Raw genomic sequence first — 22,273 nt, 5'->3', positions numbered from 1 at the left:
CCCGGCTATCGCGGGGGTTTCACTGTCAGACAAGGTTGATTCGATGCTTCCAGCGGTCAGCTCGTCCCCGATGAACACCCGTCGCGCCACCCCGACTCAGTTGCGTTCGCAGCCCGGACTTGCAGCCTGGGTGCCGGCACTGCTGCTGTTCGCCTCGGGCGGTTCGGCGCTGGTGTTCCAGGTGTTGTGGGTCAAGCAGCTGTCCCTGGTGGTGGGGGTGGAGGTGTATGCCGTCACCACCGCGATCAGTGCCTTCTTCGCCGGGCTGGCCCTGGGTGGCCTGGCCTTCGGTCGTCTTGCGGATCGCCTGGAGCGGCCACTGCGGCTGTATGCCGGACTGGAATTCCTGGTGGCGCTACTGGCGGTAGCCGCCACCATCGCGCTGGCCAATGCCGCCAGCGCCTTCGCTTTCCTGGAAGACGCGTTCGGCGCCCTGGCCTGGGCGCTGCCGTTCGTGCTGGTGGGTGTGCCAGCGTTCTTCATGGGCGGCACGTTGCCGGTACTGGTGCGCGCGCTGGAGCCCGCTGAAGGGCAGATGGGCCGCGCCGGTGGTGGCCTGTACGCCGCCAATACGGCAGGCGCCATCGCCGGCACGCTGCTGGCTGCCTTCGTGTTGCTGCCCTGGCTGGGCGTGCTGGGCAGCGCCTGCGCGGCGGCTCTGTTCAACCTGTTCGCCGCCGCCGGGGCGCTGCTGATCCGCCAGCCTGCGGTGCGGGCCACAGCGCATGACGCGCCGGCCACCGGTCCGCGTAGCCGTGCCGCACGCCTGGCCATAGCGCTGTACTGCGTCGCTGGTGGCGTGGCGCTGGGGTACGAGGTGGTCTGGACGCAATCCATCGTCCAGTTCATGAGCACCCGCACCTTCGCCTTCGCGGTGGTGCTGGCCACCTACCTCTGCGGGCTGGTGCTGGGCAGCGCCCTGTATGCCCGACGCGCTGACCGCATCCGTGATCCCTGGGGCCTGTTCGGCCTGCTCATCGCCGCGGCGGGGCTGCTGGCCATTGCGCAGATCGCCGGTCTCGGTACCTGGCTGATCGGCCTGCAGACCCGCGTCGAATGGCTGGTGATGCAAGCCGGTGGCAGCGAGCTGGCGGGCATGTGCGCGCGCTTCGCGGTGGCGGCGCTGTGTGTGGTGTTCCTGCCGACGACCCTGCTGGGCGCCGCTTTCCCCATCGCCCTGCGGCTGTCGGTGGATCGAAACCATGTGGGCCGGGACGTTGGCGTCGTGGTGGCGCTCAACACCCTGGGCGGCATCGTCGGGGTCATCCTGACCGGCTTCGTTCTCGTCCCCGGCCTGGGACTGGTGCGCACGCTGGCCGTGCTCGGGACGCTGGCCGCCGTCATCGGCCTGCTGGCCGTCTGGCGTGGCGAAGGCGTGAGCAGGAAGCTGCGCGTTGGCGTCGTCGCCGTGGCGGTGCTTGCCGTGGCAATCGGCGCCCTGACGCCGTCGCGGCACCTGGCCGAGCTGATGCCGGGCGCACGCAACGGCCGGATCGGCTTCTACGCCGAGGGCCGCGGCGGCACCGTGGCGGTCATCGAGCAGGGCAGGGGCGACAACCGTTTCAACCGCCTGTATATCCAGGGCGTCTCCAATACCGGCGATGCCATGCCGTCGCTGCGCTACATGCGCCTGCAGGCGCTGCTGCCGCTGTTGATCCACAACGGCGAGCCGCGATCGGCGCTGGTGATCGGTTTCGGCACCGGCATCACTGCCGGCGCCATGCTGCGCTACCGCGACCTGCAGCATCCGGTGGTGGCCGAATTGCTGCCGGAAGTGTTGGCCGCAGCGCCGAGCTTCAAGGGCAACTTCGACGCCATCCACGACCCGCGCCTGGACATCCGTCTGCGCGATGGCCGCCGCGAGCTGCTGCGCAGCGCCGAGCGCTACGACATGGTCACCCTGGAGCCGCCGCCGCCTTCGGCCGCAGGGGTGGTCAACCTGTACTCCCGTGACTTCTACCAGCTCGCGGCCTCGCGCCTGGAGGAGGGCGGCGTGGTGGCCCAGTGGCTGCCGTTGCCGACGCAGAACGACGAGGAAAGCCGCTCGCTGGTGCGCAGCTTCATCGACGTCTTCCCCTACGCCACGCTGTGGACCACGGAGTTTCACGAGATGCTGCTGGTGGGCTCGCTGCAGCCGCTGCGCCTGGATGTGACGACCATCCGCCAGCGCTTCGAACAACCGGAGGTCGCCGCCGCGCTGGGGGAGGTTGGAGTCGATTCGGTCGAAGCGCTGCTGGCCACCTGGGTCACTGACCGGGCAGGGCTGGAGCGTTACGCAGGCGATGCGTTGCCGGTAACCGACGATCATCCGCGCATCGAGTACGCGCCCTGGGTGCGCTCGAAGGAGATCGCCCGCGTGTTGCCAGCACTGCTGGCCCTGCGCACGGCGCCACCGCTGGAGAACGCGCTGCCTTCGGTCCAGGCCTCGGTCAACGATGGCTGGCAGAGGCTGCGACGCTTCTACGACCTGAGCCTGCACGCCTACCGCGGCGACCGCCAGGCCTGGGCGCGCGATGCCCGGCAGGTGGCCCTGGACGATGGCGACAACCCCTATTACCGCTGGTTCCTCGGCGCGCCTTGAGGGCGGCCGGTGTCTGGCCGATAGCAGCGCTGCGCGGCTTGTTGCTGTCGGCCCAAAGCGGACCATCGTACGACAGATATTGTCTCCCTATTCTGACCCCTCAGAAGCTGGCTACTCTTGATTCAGTTTGTTCTCGGCAGGTTGGCCGTGCTTCCAAGGAGCGATGGGATGGGGCGTTGGATCGGCGCAAGGCTCAGCTTGATGCTTGTCGTGTTGGGGTTGGCCTATGCGGCTGCGGCCTGCGCTGAACCTGCGTCAGGTACCGATGCAACCGAGGGTGTCGCCGCTGACCCCGTGGAGCTGAAGATCGCCAACCGCAGCATCGTCGTGTTCCGCGCGACCTTGCTGGGTGAGACGCCGGCGGGCCGGCAGCAACGGGCCAAGGCCGTGATCGAGGACGTGCTGCAAGGGACTGACGACCTGCAAGTCAGTACCGCCCCCATCCTCCACAGCTACATGGTGCTGCTGGGCGGCCGGCGTGCCTTCATCGTTTCGCCGCAGGACCTCGAGTCGCCGGAGGGCTCCGTGCAGGAGGCCGCGGCACGGGCTGCCGGGAACCTCAAGGTGGTGGTGGAGGAGACCGGCCAGGCCCGCAGCCTTCGATTCCTGCTCAAGGCCCTGGGGTACTCCGCTGTCGCCACCGTCCTGTACGTGTTGCTGCTGCGGTTGGTGCATTTCCTCCGGCGCAAGCTGCGTGGGCGGCTGCCTCAACTGATGCGCGAGCGCGCCCGGCAGATCAAGGTGGGGCAGCTTCAGCTGTTCGACATGCAGTACCTGTACTACCTGGCGGATCGGCTGATCTGGCTGATCTGTTGGGCCGTGGTGTTTCTGCTGAGCTACGAATGGCTCAGCTATGTGCTGTCTCAGTTCCCCTATACCCGACCCTGGGGTGAAAGCCTCGACGTCTACCTGTTCCGGCTGCTGGATTACCTGCTCAGCGGGATCGTCAGCGCGATACCGGGCATTGCGGTCGCCGTGATGATCTTCTTCATCGCACGGGGCATCAGCGGGTTCAGCAAGCGGCTGCTGGAGCGCCTGTCACGGCCTGGCACCATTCGCTGGTTGACTGATGAGACGCTGCAGCCCACCACGCGCCTGACCTCGCTGGCCATCTGGCTGTTCGCCGTTGTGATGGCCTATCCCTACTTGCCCGGCTCGGGCACCGAGGCTTTCAAGGGACTGTCGGTGCTCGTGGGCCTGATGATTTCGCTGGGGGCTTCCAGTGTGGTGGGGCAGGCTGCCTCCGGTCTGATCCTGACCTACTCGCGGACGCTGCGTGCCGGGGAGTTCGTGCGCATTGGCGACCACGAGGGCACGGTGACGGAAGTCGGCATGTTCAACACCACTATCCGCACCGGCCTTGGAGAGGTGCTGACACTGCCGAACTCGATGATCACCGGGTCGGTCACCAAGAACTACTCGCGGATAGTGCAGGGGCAGGGGTATGTCGTCGACACCGTGGTCACCATTGGCTATGACACGCCCTGGCGTCAGGTTGAAGCGATGCTCATCGAGGCGGCCCGGCGCACGGATGGCATCCTGCAGGTTCCATCGCCTTACGTGTTTCAGACGGCGCTATCGGACTTCTATCCCGAGTATCGGCTGGTCGCCCAGGCCATCCCCAGCGAGCCGCGTCCACGGGCGCAACTGCTGAGCATGCTGCATGCCCACATCCAGGACGTGTTCAACGAATACGGCGTGCAGATCATGTCGCCGCACTACCTGGGCGATCCTGACGCGGAAAAGGTGGTGCCGCGTGAAAACTGGTACGCGGCACCCGCAAAGAGTCCAGGGCCTGACTAGAGTCAGGCCAGTTTTCGATCGTCAGCGGTCGTCGTGGCAGAGACTGGGGGAGGCGGGGGATTGCCGTATTGGTCGCCCACCCTCTGCGGCCGCCGAACCTATGTCAGCCGTTAGCTGACCGCGGAACCGGCTGTGCATTGTCAGATCAGGACGCTTGAAACCGTAGCCAGGAGGCCCGGCTGCCGACATGAACATGTTTCTGTCGGGCTGGTTCGAAGGCGCTGTCCAGCGTGCCAAGCGCGATCGAGATCCAATCGGAAAACTCCCCCTGGCTTGTTGACCAGAACAGGGAAGAGCCACAGTTGGCGCAGAACTGGCGCAGCACCCCGGCCGACGACGAATAGGATCGGATGTCGTCCGCGCCAGCCAGAATTCGCAGATCGCCGCGCGGCACGCTGCCGTAGCTGGCGAAGGCCGCTCCATGGCTTTTCCGGCATTGGCCGCAATGGCAATGGCTGACAGCCTTGGGTGCCGTGGTCGCTGCATACCTGACCGCGCCGCACAGGCAGCTCCCCTGGAAGGTCTCATCCATGATGTCGTCGTTCCTTGATGAGGGGCGGCAGCCTGACTGCGCCATGGGTGCAACAGAGGGAGAGCCGATCCGGCGAGGTGCGGCCACGCGGGCGGTGGATTGCTTTCAGTGGAGCGTGGGGAAGCGCGCCTTCACCAGTTCCTGCGCCTGCCAGGTCATCTGGTCGAGCAGGCGGTCGCGTTTCTTCTCGGCCTCGCGCATCGCCTTGCTGCCGTTCTGTTTCACCAGGTAGGTGTGAATCTGCCGCACCTCCTTGGACTGGTAGATCGGCGCCAGGTCCTGCACGGCGACCATGCCGTCGGAGCGGTGGTCGCGGGTGTTCATCAGCACGTGCGGCCCCTGTGCGGCGAGTACCTGGAAGCCCATCGCCTCGAAGACCGGCACCTTGCCCGCCACGCAGGCCAGTTCGGCGTGGGGACGGTGTTCGACCATCTTCAGCAGCATGGCACGGGCGATGCCGCGACGGCGGTGGCTGGTCTGGACGGCGGTGTAGGCGAGGGTGCAGGCCTCGGCGTCGTCCTGGCTCGGCAGGTAGAGGGCGAAGCCCAGTACCTGTGACGGGTCTTCGTCGTCGAGGGCGAGGATCAGGCGCGCGGGACTTTCCGGGGAGCCGTCCATGGCCTGCAGGTACAGGTGCACCTCGAAGCCGATCACGTACTGGTACAGCTGGAACAGCGGGTTGCTCGGCGTCAGCGGCACCGGGCTGATGTCGCTGAAATAGTCCACCACCATCTGCAGCACCTGGCTCTTCAGGGATTCGGGAGGAGAGGTGTCGAGGATGGCGAGGGTGAACATCTGCAGCGGGCTCCGGGGAATCGGTGTGGGCGCCATTGTAACCTCCGCAGGCGCCAACCGATTCATTCGCCTGCCATTCAGCCCTGCCAGCCACCACCGAGGGTCTTGTACAGGGTTACCCGGTTGACCTGCTCGGACAGCTCCAGGCTGATCAGCGTCTGCTGCGCCGAGTACAGCGAGCGTTGCGCATCGAGCACCTCGAGGAAGCTCTGCGAACCCTGCTTGTACAGCGACAGCGACAGGTCGTAGCTCTTCTCGGTGGCCTGGGTCAGGCTGCGCTGGGCGTCGAGGCGTTCGCTGATGTGGTCGCGTACGGAGAGGGCGTCGGCGACTTCGCTGAAGGCGGTCTGCAGGGTCTTCTCGTACTTGGCCACGTCGATGTCGCGGGTGATCTTCGCCGCGTCGAGGCTGGCGCGATTACTGCCGGCGTTGAAGATCGGCAGGTTGATCGACGGGGCGAAGCTCCAGGCGCGGCTGCCGGACTTGAACAGCCCGGACAGCTCGCTGCTGGCGCTGCCGCCGCTGGCGGTCAGGGTCACGCTGGGGAAGAAGGCCGCACGCGCGGCGCCGATGTCGGCGTTGGCGGCCTTGAGCGTGTGCTCGGCTGCCAGCACGTCGGGGCGGCGTTGCAGCAATGTCGAGGGCAGGCCGGCGGGCACGTTTACCAGCAGCGCCGCGTCGAGTTTCGCATCGCCCGGCAGCAGGCTGTCGTCCAGGCGCTCGCCCACCAGCAGTTCCAGCGCGTTGCGGTCCTGCTCGACGAGGCTGGCGTAGTTGGCCACGTCGGCGCGCGCCGATTCCACGGTGCTCAGCGACTGCGCCAGGCTCAGCCCGGACTGGCCACCCAGGCCATGGCTCTGCTGCGTCAGCTCGTAGGTCTTCTGCTGGCTGGCATAGGTTTCTTTCGCCAGGGTCAGCAGTTGCTGATCGGCGGCCAGGGTCATCCAGGCGCTGGCGACTTCGGCCACCAGGCTGATCTGCGTGCTGCGCCGGGTCTGCTCCAGGGACAGGTAGTCTTCCAGCGCGGCGTCCTTCAGGTTGCCCAGGCGACCGAACAGGTCCAGCTCGTAGCTGCTCACGCCCAGGCCGACGCTGTACTGACTGCTGACCGCGTTGCTGCCGTCGGACACCGAGCGCTGACGGGTGCCGTCGGCGGTCGCGGAGACCGCCGGGAACAGCGCCGAGCGCTGGATACGGTACTGCGCCTGCTGGTACTCGACGTTCAGCGCGGCGACGCGCAGGTCACGGTTGTTGGCCAGGGCGCGGGCGACGGTGTCGCGCAGGCGGGCATCGACGAACAGCTCGCGCCAGGCGATATCGGCGCTGGCCTGGCCGGCCGGGGTAGCGGTGGACCACTGATTCGCTACCGGCGCGTCGGGGCGCTGGTAGTCGGGGGCGAGGTTCACGCAGCCGCCCAGCATCAGGGCGAGCACCAGGGGGATCGGGGACAGACGCATCAGGCTTCTCCTTCAGCGGTGACGTCGCTGCTCACCGCGCGGCGTGAAGCCAGGCGCTGCACCAGCACGTAGAACAGGGGGATGAAGAACAGGCCGAGCAGGGTGGCGGCGAGCATCCCGCCGAGCACACCGGTGCCGATGGCCTGGCGCCCGCCGGCGCCGGCGCCGCTGGAAAGGGCCAGCGGCAGCACGCCGAGGATGAAGGCCAGGGAGGTCATCAGTACTGGGCGCAGGCGCACCCGCACCGCCTCCAGCGTGGCCGCCAGCAGGTCCTGGCCGCGCTCGTAGTTCTCCTTGGCGAACTCGACGATGAGGATGGCGTTCTTCGCCGCCAGGCCCACGGTGGTCAGCAGGCCGACCTGGAAGTAGACGTCGTTGGACAGCCCGCGCACTCCGGTCAGCAGCAACGCGCCGAGGATGCCCAGCGGCACCACCAGCATCACCGCGAAGGGCACCGACCAGCTCTCGTACAGCGCCGCCAGGCAGAGGAACACGAAGAGGATGGAGATGGCGTAGAGCAGCGGCGCCTGGTTGCCGGCGAGGCGCTCCTGATAGGACTGGCCGGTCCAGGCGTAGCCGATGCCTTCGGGCAGCTGGGCCATGATCTGCTCCACCGCCGCCATGGCGTCGCCGGAGCTGACGCCGGCCGCCGGTTCGCCCACCAGCTCGTAGGAGCCGAAGCCGTTGTAGCGCTCCAGCAGCGGCGAGGCGGTGCTCCAGCGGGTGCTGGTGAAGGCTGACAACGGCACCATGGCATCGCTGGAGTTGCGCACATACCAGTCGCCGATGTCCTCGGCCTGCATGCGCTTGTCGGCGTCGCCCTGGAGGTAGACCTTCTTCACCCGGCCGGCATCCAGGAAGTCGTTGACGTAGCTGCCGCCCATGGCCGCGCTGAGGGTGTCGTTGATGTCGCCGGAAGCCACGCCCATGGCGCCGGCCTTGCGGTCGTCGATGTCGACGTTGAGCTGCGGGGTATCCTCCAGGCCCTGGGCGCGCACGTTGGCCAGGCGCGGGTCCTTGGCCGCCAGTTCGAGGAAGCTGTCGCGGGCCTTGAGCAGCTCCGCGTGGCCGAGGCCGGCGAGGTCCTGCAGCTGGATGTCGAAGCCGGAGCTTTCGCCCAGGCCCTGGATCGCCGGTGGTGAGATGACGAAGACGTTGGCGTCGAGGATCTTCGACAGTGCCATGTTGGCGCGGCGCGCCACGGCAGCGGCGCTGTGTTCTTCGCCCTGGCGCTCGCTCCAGTCCTTGAGCTTGATGAAGCCGCGCCCGGAGTTCTGCGCGTTGCCGCCGTTGCCCAGGCCGCGCACGGTGAGCACCGAGGCCACTTCCGGCTGCTGCAGCATGTACTGCTGCACTTCGCGGGTGACGTCCTGCAGGCGTTCGTCGGTGCCGCCCACCGGCAGGGTCATCATCATCATGAGCATGCCCTGGTCCTCGTCGGGGAGGAACGCGGTGGGCAGCTTGTGGAACATCACGCCCACGCCGCCCAGCACCAGCGCGTAGATCACCAGTGCGCGCAGCGGCCGCGCCAGCACGGCGCCAACGCCGCGCTGGTAGTCACGCGAGCCGCGCTCGAAGGTGCGGTTGAACCAGCCGAAGAAGCCTCGGCGCTCTTCGCCGTGCTTCGCGTTCGGCTTGAGCAGGGTGGCGCACAGCGCCGGGGTGAGGGTCATCGCGACCAGCACCGAGAGCGCCATGGCGGCGACCATGGTCACCGAGAACTGCCGGTAGATGACGCCGGTGGAACCGCCGAAGAAGGCCATCGGCACGAACACCGCCGAGAGCACCACGGCGATGCCGATCAACGCGCCGCTGATTTCGCCCATGGACTGGCGCGTTGCTTCGCGGGGCGACAGGCCTTTCTCGGCGATGATCCGCTCGACGTTCTCCACCACCACGATGGCGTCGTCCACCAGAAGACCGATGGCCAGCACCATGCCGAACATGGTCAGGGTGTTGATCGAATAACCCATCAGCGCGAGCACGCCGAAGGTGCCCAGCAGCACCACCGGCACGGCGATGGCCGGGATCAGGGTGGCGCGGATGTTTTGCAGGAACAGGTACATGATCAGTACGACGAGGGCGATGGCCTCGAACAGCGTCTTGACCACTTCCTCGATGGAAATCTTCACGAAGGGCGCGGTGTTGTAAGCCACTTCGCTGCGCAGTTGCAGCTTGCTGGGGAAGAATTTTTCCAGTTCGGCGAGCTTGGCCTGCACGGCTTCGGACACGTCCAGCGCGTTGGCGCCGGTGGCCAGGCTCACGGCCAGGCCGCCAGAAGGCCGGCCGTTGTGTTCGGCCACCACGTCGTAGCTTTCGCTGCCCAGTTCCACGCGGGCCACGTCGGCCAGGGTCACCACCGCGCCATTGCTGGCGTACTTGAGGACGAGGTCGCGGAATTGCGCGGCGGTCTGCAGCTTGCTGCGCGCGCTGATGGTGGCGTTGAGCTGCTGGCCGGGGCGGGCGGGCAGGGCGCCGAGCTGGCCGGCGGAGGTGTCGACGTTCTGCGCGGTGAGCGCGCTGCTGACGTCCGAGGGCATCAGCGAGTACTGCTTGAGCTTGTCCGGGTCGAGCCAGATGCGCATGGCGTAGCTGGAGCCCAGGGTGGTGACTTCGCCGACGCCGTTGACCCGGCTGATCTGGTCGTAGAGCGTGCTGGAGATGAAGTCGCTGATGTCGGTGGCGCTGACCTCGGGATTGTCCGAGACCAGCGAGACGATGATCAGGAAGTCGCTGGCCGAGTTTCGGATCTCGATGCCCTGTTGCTGCACGGTTTCCGGCAGGCGTGCCTTGGCCTGCTCCAGCTTGGTCTGCACCAGCATCTGCGCGGTGTTGACGTCGGTGCCGGCCTCGAAGGTCAGGGTGATGGTGGCGCTGCCCGCCGAGCTGCTGCTCGAAGACATGTAGGTCAGGCCGTTGAGCCCGGTCATCTGCTGCTCGATGACCTGGGTCACCGAGTCTTCCATGGTCTTGGCCGAGGCGCCGGTGTAGGTGGCGTTGAGGCTGATCTGCGGCGGCGCGATGTTGGGGTACTGCGCCAGCGGCAGCTGGTAGATGGCGAGGATGCCGCCGAGCATCACCAGGATGGCGATGACCCAGGCGAAGATCGGCCGGTCGATGAAGAAGCGTGCCATGACGTGGGCCTCAGTCGGTGCTGTCGTTGCGGGCGGTCAGGCTGGCGTCGCCGGCCTTGCCGTTTTCCCAGTCGATGGCCTGCACCGGCTGGCCGACGCGGACCTTCTGTAGACCCTGGACGATCAACTGGTCGCCGTCCTCCAGGCCCTTGCTCACCCACCAGCGATTGCCAACGGCACGGTCCAGGGTCAGCTCGCGCTGCTCGACCTTGCCGTCCACCACCACCAGCGCGGTGGCGCCGCCGCGTTCGTCACGGCTGACGCCCTGCTGCGGCACGAGGATGGCGTCCTGTTGCACGCCTTCCTGCAGCGTCGCCTTGATGTACATGCCCGGCAGCAGCAGGCCGTCGGGGTTGGGCACCAGGGCGCGCAGGGTCACGCTGCCGGTGCTCTCATCCACGCTCACGCCGTTGAAGGTGAGGGTGCCGTCGTGGGCATAGGTGCTGCCGTCTTCCAGCTGCAGGCTGATGCGCGCGGCGTCTTTCTCCTCGGCGCGAGTGAGCTTGCCTTCGGCCAGCTCGCGCTTGAGACGCAGCAGGGTGCCGCTGGGCTGGGTGAAGTCGACGTAGATCGGGTCGAGCTGCTGCACGGTGGTCAGCGCGGTGGTCTGCTCGGCGGTGACCAGCGCGCCGGCGGTGACCGACGAGGTGGACGTGCGGCCGGCGATGGGCGCGTTGATCTTCGTGTAGCCGAGGTTGATCCGCGCGGTGCGCAGCGCGGCTTGCGCCGACTGCAGGCTGGCGCGGGCTTCGAGCAGGGAGGCCTGGGCGCTCTCGTTGTCCTCGGCGCTGATGGCGTCGATCTTCACCAGCTGTGCATCGCGCTTGGCTTTCAGCTCGGCCGCCTTGAGTGTGGCGCGCGCCGAAGTGACGCTGGCCTCGGCCTGGGCGAGGGCGGCCTCGTAGGTCTGCGGGTCGATCTGGTAGAGCGCCTGGCCGGCCTTCACCGTCTCGCCTTCCTCGAACAGGCGCTTGAGCAGGATGCCGCCCACCTGCGGGCGGATCTCGGCAACCAGGTGCGCGCTGGCCCGGCCGGGCAGGGTGGTGCTCAGGGCCTGGGGCGCGCTGGCGACGTGGTAGACCGCGACTTCCTGCACGGGCAGGCTGGGGGCGGCGGCGCTCTCATCGCGGCAACCGCCGAGGACGAACAGGCCGGCGCCCAGCAGAAGGGCACGAGACAGGGGGGACAAGGAGGGGAAGAAGGAGGACATCCGAGGGGCTCCGCACCGGAATGATTTTCACGGTCCAGACTGCTCGGCAAATGTGCAGAGACTGTGCAGCCATCTGGGAGAAAAAGCGCAGATTGCCCGCCGCGCCTTGCCCCGTGAGGGGGGGCGCGCTTCAATGACGACAGTTTCGATTGCCCCGGCGGTGCCATGAAAGTCAGTCTTTCCAGCAAGTTCTTCCTGGCCATGCTCGCGGTGTGCGCCTTCGCCGTACTGGGCATGGTGTTCGCCGCCTACCTGAGCCTGAAGTACGGCTTCCTCGGCTACCTCAACCAGCAGGCCGAGGAGCGCATGGAGCGCATCGTCCCGCGCATCGAGCAGGCCTACGCGCAGAACGGCAGCTGGGACTTCATCCGCCGCGACCAGGACCAGTGGTTCGAACTGCTGCGCCCGGACGACATCAAGGACGACAAGACCTTCGACCCCAGCCTGCTCACCGTCTCCGACCTCACCGGCGCCTTCGTCCGCTTTGCCCTGCTGGACGAGCAGCGCAAGCCGATCATCGGCTACCGCGCCGCCGCCGGGGACATGCTGCTGCGACCGATCAACTTTGAGGGGCGCGTGGTCGGCTGGATGGCCCTGGCGCCGCTGCAGTCGGTGACCAGCGTCGGTGACCGGCGCTTCCAGCTCAATCAATTGCGCTCCAGCCTGCTGGTCGGCCTGGCCTGCCTGTTGGGCACGGCAGTGATCGCCTGGTGGCTGAGCCGCGCGCTATTGCGGCCGATCCGCGAGGTGGCGCGCGCCACCCATGAGCTGGCGGCCGGCGACTATGCGATCCAGGTGCCGGTGCGTTCGCAGGACGAAGCCGGGCAACTGGCCGGCGACTTCAACCGCATGGCCACGACCCTGGCAGGCAACGAGCGCATGCGCCGCGACTTCATGGCCGACATCTCCCACGAACTGCGCACGCCACTGGCGGTGATGCGCGCCGAACTGGAGGCTATGGAGGACGGCATTCGCCCGCTGGACGCCACTGCATTGCGCTCGCTGCAGGGCGAGGTGGGCGCGCTGACCAAGCTGGTGGACGACCTGTTCGACCTGTCCTTGGCCGAAGTCGGCGGACCGACCTACCGCCGCGAGCGCATCGACCTGCGTGTCCTCCTGCCGGTGGTGGCCGAGGCCTTCCAGGCGAGCTTCGCCGAGCGCGGCCTGACCCTGTGCGTGGAGCTGCCGGAGCAGCCGTTGTGGGTGCTCGGCGACGAATCGCGCCTGGGTCAGCTGCTGCACAACCTGCTGGAAAACAGCCGCCGCTACACTGACAGCGGCGGGCAGACGGTGCTGCGTGCGCTGCGCGACGGCGAGCGCGTGCTGGTGCAATGCGAGGACAGCGCGCCGGGGGTGGATGCCGCTTCGCTGGAGCGCCTGTTCGAACGCTTCTACCGTGCCGAGCGTTCGCGCAACCGCGCCAGTGGCGGCACCGGGCTCGGGCTGGCGATCTGCCGGGGCATCGCCGAGGTGCATGGCGGCAAGCTGAGCGCGAAGGCCTCGGCGCTGGGTGGATTGCTGTTGACTCTGGAATTGCCGGTCGCTGGAGGTGAAGCGTGAGCCAGGGACAGATCCTGCTGGTGGAAGACGAACCCAAGCTGGCCGCACTGGTGGGCGACTACCTGCGCGCCGCGGGCTTCGAGGTGGACCACCTCGCCGAAGGCCTGGAGGTGGTCCCGGCGATTCGCCAGAAACACTACGACCTGATGCTGCTCGACCTGATGCTGCCAGGGCGCGACGGCCTCGACATTTGCCGCGAGCTGCGCGGCTTCAGCCGGCTGCCGATCATCATGATGACCGCCCGCGTCGACGAGATCGACCGCCTGCTCGGCCTGGAGCTGGGCGCCGACGACTACATCTGCAAACCCTTCTCGCCACGCGAGCTGGTGGCGCGGGTCAAGGCCGTGCTGCGGCGTACCGGCACCCAGGCGTCGAGCTTCGGGCTGGAGCTGGATGCACGCACCTTTCACGCGCGCTACCAGGGCATCGCGCTGGACCTCACGCCGGTGGAGTTCCGCATGCTCGCCGCGCTGGCGGCACGGCCGGGGCAGGTGCTGTCGCGCGACCAGCTGATGAACCATATCTACCAGGACCACCGGGTGGTCGCCGACCGCACCGTGGACAGTCACGTGAAGAACCTGCGGCGCAAGCTGACCGCCATCACCCCGGAGGTCGATCCGATCCGCTCGGTGTACGGGGTGGGCTACAGCCTGGAGTGCGAGTAGAGCGACAGCCGAGCCTTCCCCGACGTTGATATGCATCAACGGGATTTCGCCGAGGCCCAGCACACTGGTTCGAATCGGGCGAGGGTGGCAGGTCGTGGTGAAGATCCGGCCTCCGCCCCCGGTCATCTGTACCGATGGTGCATATCAAGCGAGGAGAGAGAACGATGGCAATGATGAAGGCAGCGATTTTCGTGGAGCCGGGCCGCATCGAACTGGCGGACAAGCCCATCCCGGAGATCGGCCCCAACGACGCGCTGATCCGTATCACCACGACCACCATCTGCGGCACCGACGTGCACATCCTCAAGGGTGAATACCCGGTGGCGAAGGGGCTGACGGTCGGCCACGAACCGGTCGGGATCATCGAGAAGCTCGGCAGTGCCGTGAAGGGCTACCGCGAAGGCCAGCGGGTCATCGCTGGTGCGATCTGCCCCAACTTCAATTCCTATGCCGCGCAGGACGGCGTGCCCTCCCAGGACGGTAGCTACCTGGTGGAAAGCGGCCGCTGCGCCTGTCACGGCTACAAGGCCACCGCCGGCTGGCGCTTCGGCAACCTGATCGATGGCACCCAGGCCGAATTCGTGCTCGTGCCGGACGCCGAAGGCAACCTTGCGCCGATTCCGGACAGCCTCACCGACGAACAGGTGCTGATGTGCCCCGACATCATGTCCACCGGCTTCAAGGGCGCCGAGAACGCCAACATCCGCATCGGTGACACCGTGGTCATCTTCGCCCAGGGGCCGATCGGCCTGTGCGCGACGGCGGGCGCGCGCCTGCTGGGAGCGTCGACCATCATCGCGGTGGATGGCAACGCGCACCGGCTGGACATCTCCCGCAGCATGGGCGCCGACGTCACCCTGGACTTCACGCAGTGCGACGTGGTGGAGGAGGTGATGAAGCTCACCGGCGGCCGCGGCGCCGATTCGTCCATCGAGTGCCTGGGCCTGCCGAGCACCTTCGAACAGGCGATGAAAGTGCTCAAGCCGGGCGGTACCCTGTCGAGCCTGGGCGTGTACTCCAAGGACGTGCAGATTCCGCTGTCCGCCTTCGCCGCCGGCCTGGGCGATCACAAGATCAACACCGCGCTGTGCCCCGGCGGCAAGGAGCGCATGCGCCGGCTGATGAGCATCATCGAGTCGAACCGCGCCGACTTCGGCTCGCTGGTCACGCACCACTATGCCCTCGACAACATCGTCGAGGCCTACGACCTGTTCGCCCACCAGCGCGACGGCGTGCTGAAGATCGCCATCAAGCCCTGAGGCGGGGCAGGGAATGACCGCCTGCGGCCGGCGGTCATTCCCTGCAGCGTTCAACCCAATTGCACAGGACAGGGCAAATCCAGTATTGTTGAGAACGATTATCATGTTTAACAAAGCTGGATGTTCATGGACAGCGAGCGGGCATTCGAAAGGGATGTTGAGCGGCTCTACATTGCCCACCACGGCTGGCTGAAGGGCTGGCTGCGCCGTCGCCTGGGCGAGCACGCCGATGCCGAGGACCTGGCGCAGGACACCTTCGTGCGCGTGATGCGCTCGCGCAGCGCCATCGCCGATCTGCGTCAGCCGCTGGCCTATCTCGCCACCATTGCCAACAGCCTGCTGATCAACCGCTGGCGCCGCCAGGCGGTCGAGCGGGCCTACCTGGAAGCGCTGGCCGCACGGCCTGAGGCGGTGGCGCCTTCGGAGGAAGAGCGCCTGCTGCTGATCGAAGCGCTGGTGGAAATCGACGAACTCCTGCATGGCCTCGCGCCGCAAGTGCGGGAAATCTTCCTGATGTCGCAGCTGGACGGCCTGACCTACCCGCAGATAGCCCTGCGCCTGGAGCTGAGCGTCAACCAGGTGCAGAAGGCCATGAGCAAGGCCTTCACCGCCTGCTATGCGTGCCGGTTCGAGTGAGCGCCATGTCCCGCGATAGCGATTCCCGGCCGATCTCCGCCGTCATCCGCGACCAGGCGATTGCCTGGTTCACCCTGGCCCAGTCAGGCTGCATGAGCGAGGCCGAGCAGCGTCAGTTGCTGGTCTGGCGTGAGGCCAGCAGCGAGCACGAGCGTGCCTGGCAGCGCCTGAGCAGCATCCCGCTCGGCCTGCAGCGCCACGCCGGGAGGCTGGCCGATCCGCTGACGCGGCAACTGGCCGGGCGCCGGCACTACAACGAAATGGACCGGCGCAAGGCGCTCAAGGTGCTGGTCGGCTTCGGCCTGCTCGGCGGCCTGGCCTGGCAGGGACGCGATACGCCCTGGGTGGAGGGCGCCATGGCGGATTACCACACCGCAACCGGCGAGCGTACGCAGCGCACGCTGCCCGATGGCACCCAGCTGTGGCTCAACACGGCCACGGCGGTCGACCTGCATTACACCGACAACGTTCGCGAGCTGCGCTTGCGTTACGGCGAGATCGAGATTCTCACTGCCCGCGACAGTGCCGGGCGGCCGTTGCGGGTCGTCAGCGGCGACGCCGTGCTGCAACCGCTGGGCACGCGCTTCCGTGTCCGCCGTGAGCACGACGGACGCGGCACCTTGCTGGCGGTGACCCAGGGCCGCGTCGCCGCCAGTTCGCTGGCTGGCGGCGAGGCGAGGGTGATCGAAGCCGGCTCGCAGGCCCGTATCGGCGCGGCCGGCGTCAGCGCTCCGCAGGCGCTGGAAGTGAACGACGGCGCCTGGGTCGATGGCTATCTGGTGGCCGAGCGCATGCGGCTGGCGGACTTCCTTGCCGAACTGGATCGCTACCGCCCCGGCCTGCTGCGCTGCGACCCCGCCGTTGCAGGTATCCGCCTGAGCGGTTCCTACCCGCTGGGAGACACCGACCAGGTGCTGGCCATGCTGAAGGACAGCCTGCCGGTGACCATCCAGCGACGCACCCGCTACTGGGTCACGGTGGGCCCGCGCTGAGGTGGGTAAGGCCGCCAGACCGTGCCAATGAAAATAATTCTCGAAAAGTCGGCAGGTTTTCGTTTCTCGCTTGGCCTAGGGAGAAATCCCTGCTCGCACCTGCGGGCCAACAACGAGAAACGGACCCTCTGCCCATGACGCTTCACCCCATCACCCGCGCCCTGCGCCAGTCGCTCGGCCTTGCCCTGCTGTCCTGCTCCACGCTCACCCTGCTGCCGGTCATGCCGGTGCAGGCCGAATCCACCGCCACCCGCACCCAGCAGTACGCCATCCCCGCCGGCCCGCTGGACCAGGTGCTCGGCGAGTTCGGCCGCCGCGCCGGCATCCCGATCTCGGTGAATGCGGGCCTGACCGAAGGCAAACGCAGTGGCGGGCTTAACGGTGAGTACGGCATCGACGACGGCTTCGCTCGCATCCTGTCCGGGACGAAGCTGACGGTGCGGCGCCTGGACAACGGCGGCTACGGCCTGGTGCCGGCGCCGTCGGATGCGGTGCTGGAGATGGATGCCACCACCATCTCCAGCCAGCTGCTGGACCCGACCAGCGAGGGCACCAACTCCTACAGTGCCCGCGCGGTGACCATCGGCAAGGGCGCGCACAGCCTGCGTGAGACGCCGCAGTCGGTCACCGTCCTGACTCGCCGCTACATGGATGACCAGAACATCACCACCATCGAGCAGGCGATGGAGAAGACGCCGGGCATCGCCGTGTACGAGTCGCCCATGGGCGGCAAGTATTTCTATTCCCGTGGCTTCATGATGCAGGGACAGTACCAGTACGACGGCGTACCGCTGGATGTCGGCGGCGAGTACGTGCAGGCGAACAGCTTTTCCGGCGACATGGCCTTCTACGATCGCGTCGAGGTACTCAAGGGCGCGGCGGGCATGATGAAGGGTTCGGGAAGCTCCACCGGTGGAGTGAACTTCGTCCGCAAGCGGGGCCAGGCCGTGCCGGAGACCAAGTTGTCGCTGTCGGCCGGCAGCTGGGACAACTACCGGGGGCAGGTCGACGTGGGCGGGCCGCTCAACGAGTCCGGCACCCTGCGTGGCCGCACCGTGGTGGCGTTGCAGGATCGCCAGTATTTCTACGATGTCGGCAAGCGCAACGACCAGATTCTCTATGGCGCGCTGGATTACGACGTCAGCCCCGACACGACGGTGGGCCTGGGCGTCGCCTACGAAAAGCTCGACGCGACGCCCTGCTGGCACGGCCTGCCGCGCTACAGCAATGGCAAGGACCTGAAGCTCAGTCGCTCGACCTGCCTGGGCGCCTCCTGGAACAACTGGGAGAGCGAGCGCACCACGCTGTTCGCCGATCTGTCCCACCAGTTGAACGAGGACTGGGCCTTCAAGTTCGCCGGCGTCTGGACCCACAACGACCAGAACATGAAATACGCGCTGTCCGAGACCTCAGGCGGCGTGACGCCGGGCGCGACCTCGGCGCCTTCCTCGGTGTATTCCGGGCTGTTCGACTACGACCAGACCGACTATGGCTTCGATGCCTACCTGGATGGCAAATTCGATGCCTTCGGCCTGCAGCATGAACTGACAGTCGGCGCCAACGCCAGCCGCGCCAAGACCCACGACCGCTGGGCATTGATCAACATGTCGAGCCTGCTGGGCGCTACCCAGGACCCGTTCCACCCCAACTCGCACATTCCCGAGCCGGCGGATGATTTCTACGCCCCCAACTCCTACCGTGGCGGCCCGATTCCCACCGAGTCGGACACGAAGCAGTTCGGCACCTACGCCACCCTGCGCCTGAAGCTGGCCGAGCCGCTGACCTTCGTCCTCGGCTCCCGTGTCAGCTGGTATCGCAACAGTCGCGATTCCTACACCCAGGCCTGGGACTACTGGCAGCACGACCGCAGCCAGGAGAACGGCCAGCTCACGCCGTTCGCGGCGCTGATCTACGACCTCAACGACCAGTGGTCCGTCTACACCAGCTACGCGGATATCTTCCAGCCGCAGAGCACCTACACCGACGAGTCCGGCAGCCCGCTGCAACCCAAGACCGGGGCCAGCTACGAGCTGGGCATCAAGGGTGAGTTGCTGGATGGCCGCGTCAACACGGCTTTCAACCTCTTCCGTACGGTCGAGGAGCATCGCGCCGAAGCCAACTACGACACCACCTGCCTCGGCTCCTCCGACGGCTACTGCTACACCGACGTGGGCAAGGTCCGGGCGCAGGGCTTCGAGGCGGAAGTCAGCGGCGAGGTCATCGACCGGCTGCAGCTGCTGGCCGGCTACACCTACACCCAGACCAAGTACCTCAACAGCGCTGAGGAGAACCCGCAGGAACCGACCTTCACCACCACCTATTTTCCGCGCCACCTGTTCCGTGCCTGGGCTGATTACCAACTGGCCGGAGAACTGGATCGCTGGAACGTGGGCGCGGGTGTGACGGCTCAGAGCGACGTCTCCGTGCGCAGTGGGAGCGTCACCTCGGTGCAGTCGGACTACGCCATCTGGAATGGCCGCCTGGGCTATCGCATCGACGACCACTGGACCGTCGCGCTCAACGGCAACAACCTGTTCGACAAGAAGTACTACCAGAGCGTGGGGGCCGTTTCCTGGGGCAACTTCTACGGCGAGCCGCGCAACTTCATGGTCACCCTGCAGGGTGCGTTCTGACACGGGGGTCGAACCCAGGTCACGCGGTGTGTTGACCTCAACCTAGGTTGAGGTCCTAGAGTCCGTCCGTGCCTGCCTGCCGTCGCTGTTTTCGGGGCGGCGGGCAGGCACTTTCGGAACATGACCGCACAAGGACCCGGTATGGACACCCACGCTTCATTGATGATTTTCCAGGCCACCTGCTTCCTGGGCTTCAGCCTCTGGCTGAGCATCGCGCTGATCAACAACCTGCATGCCTTCTCCAGCTCGGTCGCGGCAGTCGGCGCGACCATGGCGATGGCGCCGCTGCGCCAGCCACCCGCCATCGACTTTCCCCTGCTCGCGCGCGCCCTGGCCTCGCCGGCGCTGCATCGCCTGGCACTGATCGTTGTCATCCTGCTGCAGATCGTCGCGGTGCTGGCGGCCTGGACCGGCTGCTACGAGCTGTTGCTGGGCGACGGCCTCGACGCCGCCAGACCCTGGCTGAACCTGGCCCTCAGCGCGGCGCTGGCCTTCCTCTTCGCCATGCTGCTGGGCGGGCTCTGGTTCGGCTACTGGATTCGCCAGGAAGGGCTGCAGCTGACGCACCTGGTGCTGGTCGTCTGGGTGCTGCTGAACTTCCTCGTCCTCAACCTTCGCTGGAGTTGATGCGCCATGGATGCACGCAGAAAACCCATGACGATGCTGATCGTGGGAGCGGGCAGGGGGCTGGGACGCGCCCTGCTCGAAGGGCTTGGCCAACCGGGAGATTCGCTGATCGGCGTATCGCGCCGGCGGCCGGAAACCCTGGCGCTGGCGTCGGGCATCGATCCGCAGTGGATCGAAGCGGACCTCGCCATGCCGGCGCAAGCGGTCGCGCAGATCGCGGTACAAGCGCCGGCCGAGCTCGATGTGCTGATCTGCAACGTCGGCATCTGGGAGGAGCACGCCTTCAGCGAGCAGTACTCGTTTCTCGGCGACAGCGACAAATCCATCGCCACGCTCGTCGACGTCAACATCACCGCCACCTTGCTGCTGCTCAAGCGCCTGGTGCCGCGGCTGCTCGGCTCCGCCCGGCCGCAGCTGATCCTCACCGGCTCGACCTCCGCGCTGCGCCAGAGCGGCCGCCCGGAAGTGGCCTTCGGCGCCTCCAAGTTCGCCCTCAGCGGCATGGCCGATGCCCTGCGCGAAAGCTTCCGTGACCAGCGCCTGGCAGTGACCGTGCTGCAACTGGGCAACCTCAACGCCGACGATCCGCTCGCCATGCCGCTCGCCGAAGCCGCCACCCGTGGGGAAGGGCAACTGATCCCGATGCACGACGTAGTCACGCTGGTCGACGCGCTGCTGCGCCTGTCCGCTTCCTCGTTCGTGCGCGAGCTGACCTTGCCCGCCATCCGCGACCAGCGTTTCTGACTTTCACCATGGAGTCCGGGGCGCAATCAGCGGCGCCCCGGTCCGCCGCTCTGCTCCGAAGTTCTCCTTCATACATTTGTACAGCGCAGCCCCTCTCAGCTTGGATTTCGGCGATGTTCAGCCTGGCTGAGCGTCCCTAATCTCGGGGCAGGCGGCGTTGATTACTAATAATAAAAGGAGACAACCTGTGCCTATTCAGACAGAGCACGACCCGCGCTTGAAGCGTGCCCTCAAGACGCGACACATCAGCATGCTGGCCCTGGGCGGTGTCATCGGCGCAGGGCTGTTCGTCGGCTCCAGCGCGGTGATTGCCTCCACCGGGCCGGGCGCCTTCATTACCTACGCCATCACCGGCATCATCGTCGCGCTGGTGATGCGCATGCTCGGCGAAATGGCCGCCGCGCATCCTGCCAAGGGTTCCTTCGTCGATTACGCGCGCATGGCCTTCGGCCGCCCGGCCGGCTACATGACCGGCTGGCTGTACTGGTACTTCTGGGTGATCGTGGTCGGCTTCGAAGCCGTGGTCGGCGGGCAGATCATCAACGGCTGGTTCCCCGACTTGCCAGTGTGGATGATCGCCCTCGGGCTGATGGTCGGCATGACGCTGCTCAACCTTATGTCGGTGCACTCCTTCGGCGAGGCGGAGTACTGGTTCGCCGGGGTCAAGGTCGCGGCGATCATCGTCTTCCTGATCGTCGCCGGCGCCTATGCCTTCCATCTCTGGCCGAACTCCACCGCCAGCTTCGGCAACCTCACCGAGCACGGCGGCTTCCTGCCCCACGGCGTGTCCTCGCTGTTCACTGGCGTGGTGGTGGTGATCTTCTCCATGACCGGCGTGGAAGTCGCCACCCTGGCAGCCGCCGAGTCCGAAGACCCTTCGCGCAACATCCGCAAGGCAGTCAACACGGTAATGCTGCGCATCCTGGTGTTCTTCGTGCTGGCGACCTTCTTCATCGTGGTGGCGCAGCCCTGGACCGAGATCAAGGCCGGCAAATCGCCGTTCGTGGCGACCCTGGAGCACATCGGCATCCCCGGCGCCGGCCACATGCTCACCGCGGTGATCCTGGTGGCGGTGCTGTCGGTGCTCAACGCCGGCCTCTACACCTCCTCGCGCCTGCTCTACGTGCTGGCCTCCAACGACGAGGCGCCGCGCTGGATCGCCGGTGTCAGCAGCCGTGGCGTGCCGGTGCGCGGGGTGATCGCCTCCACCATCGTCGGCTACGGCTGTGTGGTGATCGCCGCGCTCTGGCCGGACACCGTGTTCCAGTTCCTGATCAATTCCTCCGGCACCGTGTTCCTCTTCGTCTACCTGGTGATCTGCCTGTCGCAACTCAAGCTGCGCCGGCGCTGGGTGGCCGAGGGCAACCTGAAGTTCGCCATGTGGGGCCACCCCTGGCTGCCGCTGCTGGTAACCGCCTCGATCATCGCGGTGCTGGTGAGCATGGCCTTCGATCCGGGCATGCAGATCAGCCTGCTGCAGTGCCTGATCGCCATCGCCGCGATCGCCGCCTCCTACGTACTGGTGCGCATGTCCCGTGCCCGCCAGCAGGGCGCTGCAGTCCCGGCGCGTAGCGCCACATAAATCTGCGCGCAACGCCTCGTAACCCTCATTCGCCGCCGACTCAACCTTGTTCCATGGCCGTCA

16 protein-coding genes are annotated in these 22,273 nt (G+C 66.8%); 11 read left to right on the top strand and 5 right to left on the bottom strand.

Annotated features, from left to right (window positions below):
- Positions 1–70: 70 nt before the first annotated feature.
- Both ABKS89_RS18825 and ABKS89_RS18820 read left to right on the top strand, forming a co-directional pair.
- Positions 71–2,581, top strand: coding sequence for a fused MFS/spermidine synthase (locus ABKS89_RS18825; protein ID WP_138214888.1), 2,511 nt, complete (start codon positions 71–73; stop codon positions 2,579–2,581).
- A gap of 168 nt (positions 2,582–2,749) precedes the next feature.
- Entirely contained in the window at positions 2,750–4,384 is a 1,635-nt protein-coding gene (locus tag ABKS89_RS18820) for a mechanosensitive ion channel domain-containing protein (RefSeq protein WP_518300954.1), read from the top strand.
- Positions 4,385–4,529: 145 nt separating this feature from the next.
- Here the strand turns inward: ABKS89_RS18820 and ABKS89_RS18815 are convergent, their stop codons facing one another.
- The 5 genes from ABKS89_RS18815 to ABKS89_RS18795 form a co-directional block, all read right to left on the bottom strand.
- Positions 4,530–4,916 carry a GFA family protein gene (locus ABKS89_RS18815; protein ID WP_138214629.1) on the bottom strand — a complete coding sequence of 129 codons (387 nt, stop codon included), beginning with the start codon at positions 4,914–4,916 and terminating at the stop codon, positions 4,530–4,532.
- A gap of 105 nt (positions 4,917–5,021) precedes the next feature.
- Positions 5,022–5,711, bottom strand: coding sequence for a GNAT family N-acetyltransferase (locus ABKS89_RS18810; protein ID WP_138214887.1), 690 nt, complete (start codon positions 5,709–5,711; stop codon positions 5,022–5,024).
- 77 nt (positions 5,712–5,788) lie between these two features.
- On the bottom strand, positions 5,789–7,168 hold the full coding sequence (locus tag ABKS89_RS18805) for an efflux transporter outer membrane subunit (protein WP_138214628.1): 1,380 nt from the start codon (positions 7,166–7,168) through the stop codon (positions 5,789–5,791).
- A complete protein-coding gene (locus ABKS89_RS18800) occupies positions 7,168–10,302 on the bottom strand; it encodes an efflux RND transporter permease subunit (RefSeq protein WP_138214627.1) in 3,135 nt (1,044 codons plus the stop codon). The genes ABKS89_RS18805 and ABKS89_RS18800 overlap by 1 nt, the downstream gene beginning before the upstream one ends.
- A gap of 10 nt (positions 10,303–10,312) precedes the next feature.
- Positions 10,313–11,512 carry an efflux RND transporter periplasmic adaptor subunit gene (locus ABKS89_RS18795; RefSeq protein ID WP_138214626.1) on the bottom strand — a complete coding sequence of 400 codons (1,200 nt, stop codon included), beginning with the start codon at positions 11,510–11,512 and terminating at the stop codon, positions 10,313–10,315.
- 165 nt (positions 11,513–11,677) lie between these two features.
- Here ABKS89_RS18795 and ABKS89_RS18790 point away from each other — a divergent pair, with 165 nt between their 5' ends.
- The 9 genes from ABKS89_RS18790 to ABKS89_RS18750 all read left to right on the top strand — a co-directional run bounded on the left by ABKS89_RS18790 (position 11,678) and on the right by ABKS89_RS18750 (position 22,210).
- Positions 11,678–13,072 (top strand): ATP-binding protein, encoded by a 1,395-nt coding sequence (locus tag ABKS89_RS18790; protein ID WP_138214625.1) that lies wholly within the window; start codon positions 11,678–11,680, stop codon positions 13,070–13,072.
- Positions 13,069–13,737 carry a response regulator gene (locus ABKS89_RS18785; protein WP_138214624.1) on the top strand — a complete coding sequence of 223 codons (669 nt, stop codon included), beginning with the start codon at positions 13,069–13,071 and terminating at the stop codon, positions 13,735–13,737. The genes ABKS89_RS18790 and ABKS89_RS18785 overlap by 4 nt, the downstream gene beginning before the upstream one ends.
- Before the next feature lie 164 nt (positions 13,738–13,901).
- A complete protein-coding gene (locus ABKS89_RS18780) occupies positions 13,902–14,996 on the top strand; it encodes an NAD(P)-dependent alcohol dehydrogenase (protein WP_138214623.1) in 1,095 nt (364 codons plus the stop codon).
- A 126-nt stretch (positions 14,997–15,122) separates the two neighbouring features.
- Positions 15,123–15,632 carry a sigma-70 family RNA polymerase sigma factor gene (locus ABKS89_RS18775; RefSeq protein WP_138214622.1) on the top strand — a complete coding sequence of 170 codons (510 nt, stop codon included), beginning with the start codon at positions 15,123–15,125 and terminating at the stop codon, positions 15,630–15,632.
- A 5-nt stretch (positions 15,633–15,637) separates the two neighbouring features.
- A complete protein-coding gene (locus ABKS89_RS18770; protein ID WP_242015362.1) occupies positions 15,638–16,624 on the top strand; it encodes a FecR domain-containing protein in 987 nt (328 codons plus the stop codon).
- Between the two features lie 134 nt (positions 16,625–16,758).
- Entirely contained in the window at positions 16,759–19,257 is a 2,499-nt protein-coding gene (locus ABKS89_RS18765) for a TonB-dependent siderophore receptor (RefSeq protein ID WP_138214620.1), read from the top strand.
- Positions 19,258–19,398: 141 nt separating this feature from the next.
- Positions 19,399–19,884: a DUF2165 family protein gene (locus tag ABKS89_RS18760; RefSeq protein ID WP_138214619.1), complete on the top strand. Its 486-nt coding sequence runs from the start codon at positions 19,399–19,401 to the stop codon at positions 19,882–19,884.
- 27 nt (positions 19,885–19,911) lie between these two features.
- Complete coding sequence (locus tag ABKS89_RS18755; RefSeq protein WP_138214618.1) at positions 19,912–20,628, top strand: SDR family NAD(P)-dependent oxidoreductase; 717 nt, start codon at positions 19,912–19,914, stop codon at positions 20,626–20,628.
- A gap of 187 nt (positions 20,629–20,815) precedes the next feature.
- A complete protein-coding gene (locus tag ABKS89_RS18750) occupies positions 20,816–22,210 on the top strand; it encodes an amino acid permease (RefSeq protein ID WP_138214617.1) in 1,395 nt (464 codons plus the stop codon).
- The last annotated feature ends 63 nt before the right edge of the window (positions 22,211–22,273 follow it).

This window comes from Pseudomonas sp. LABIM340, assembly GCF_040017195.2.
Classification (GTDB): Bacteria; Pseudomonadota; Gammaproteobacteria; order Pseudomonadales; family Pseudomonadaceae; genus Pseudomonas.
The sequence above is the reverse complement of the archived record's forward strand: the minus strand, read 5'-3'. Positions and strand labels throughout refer to the sequence as shown.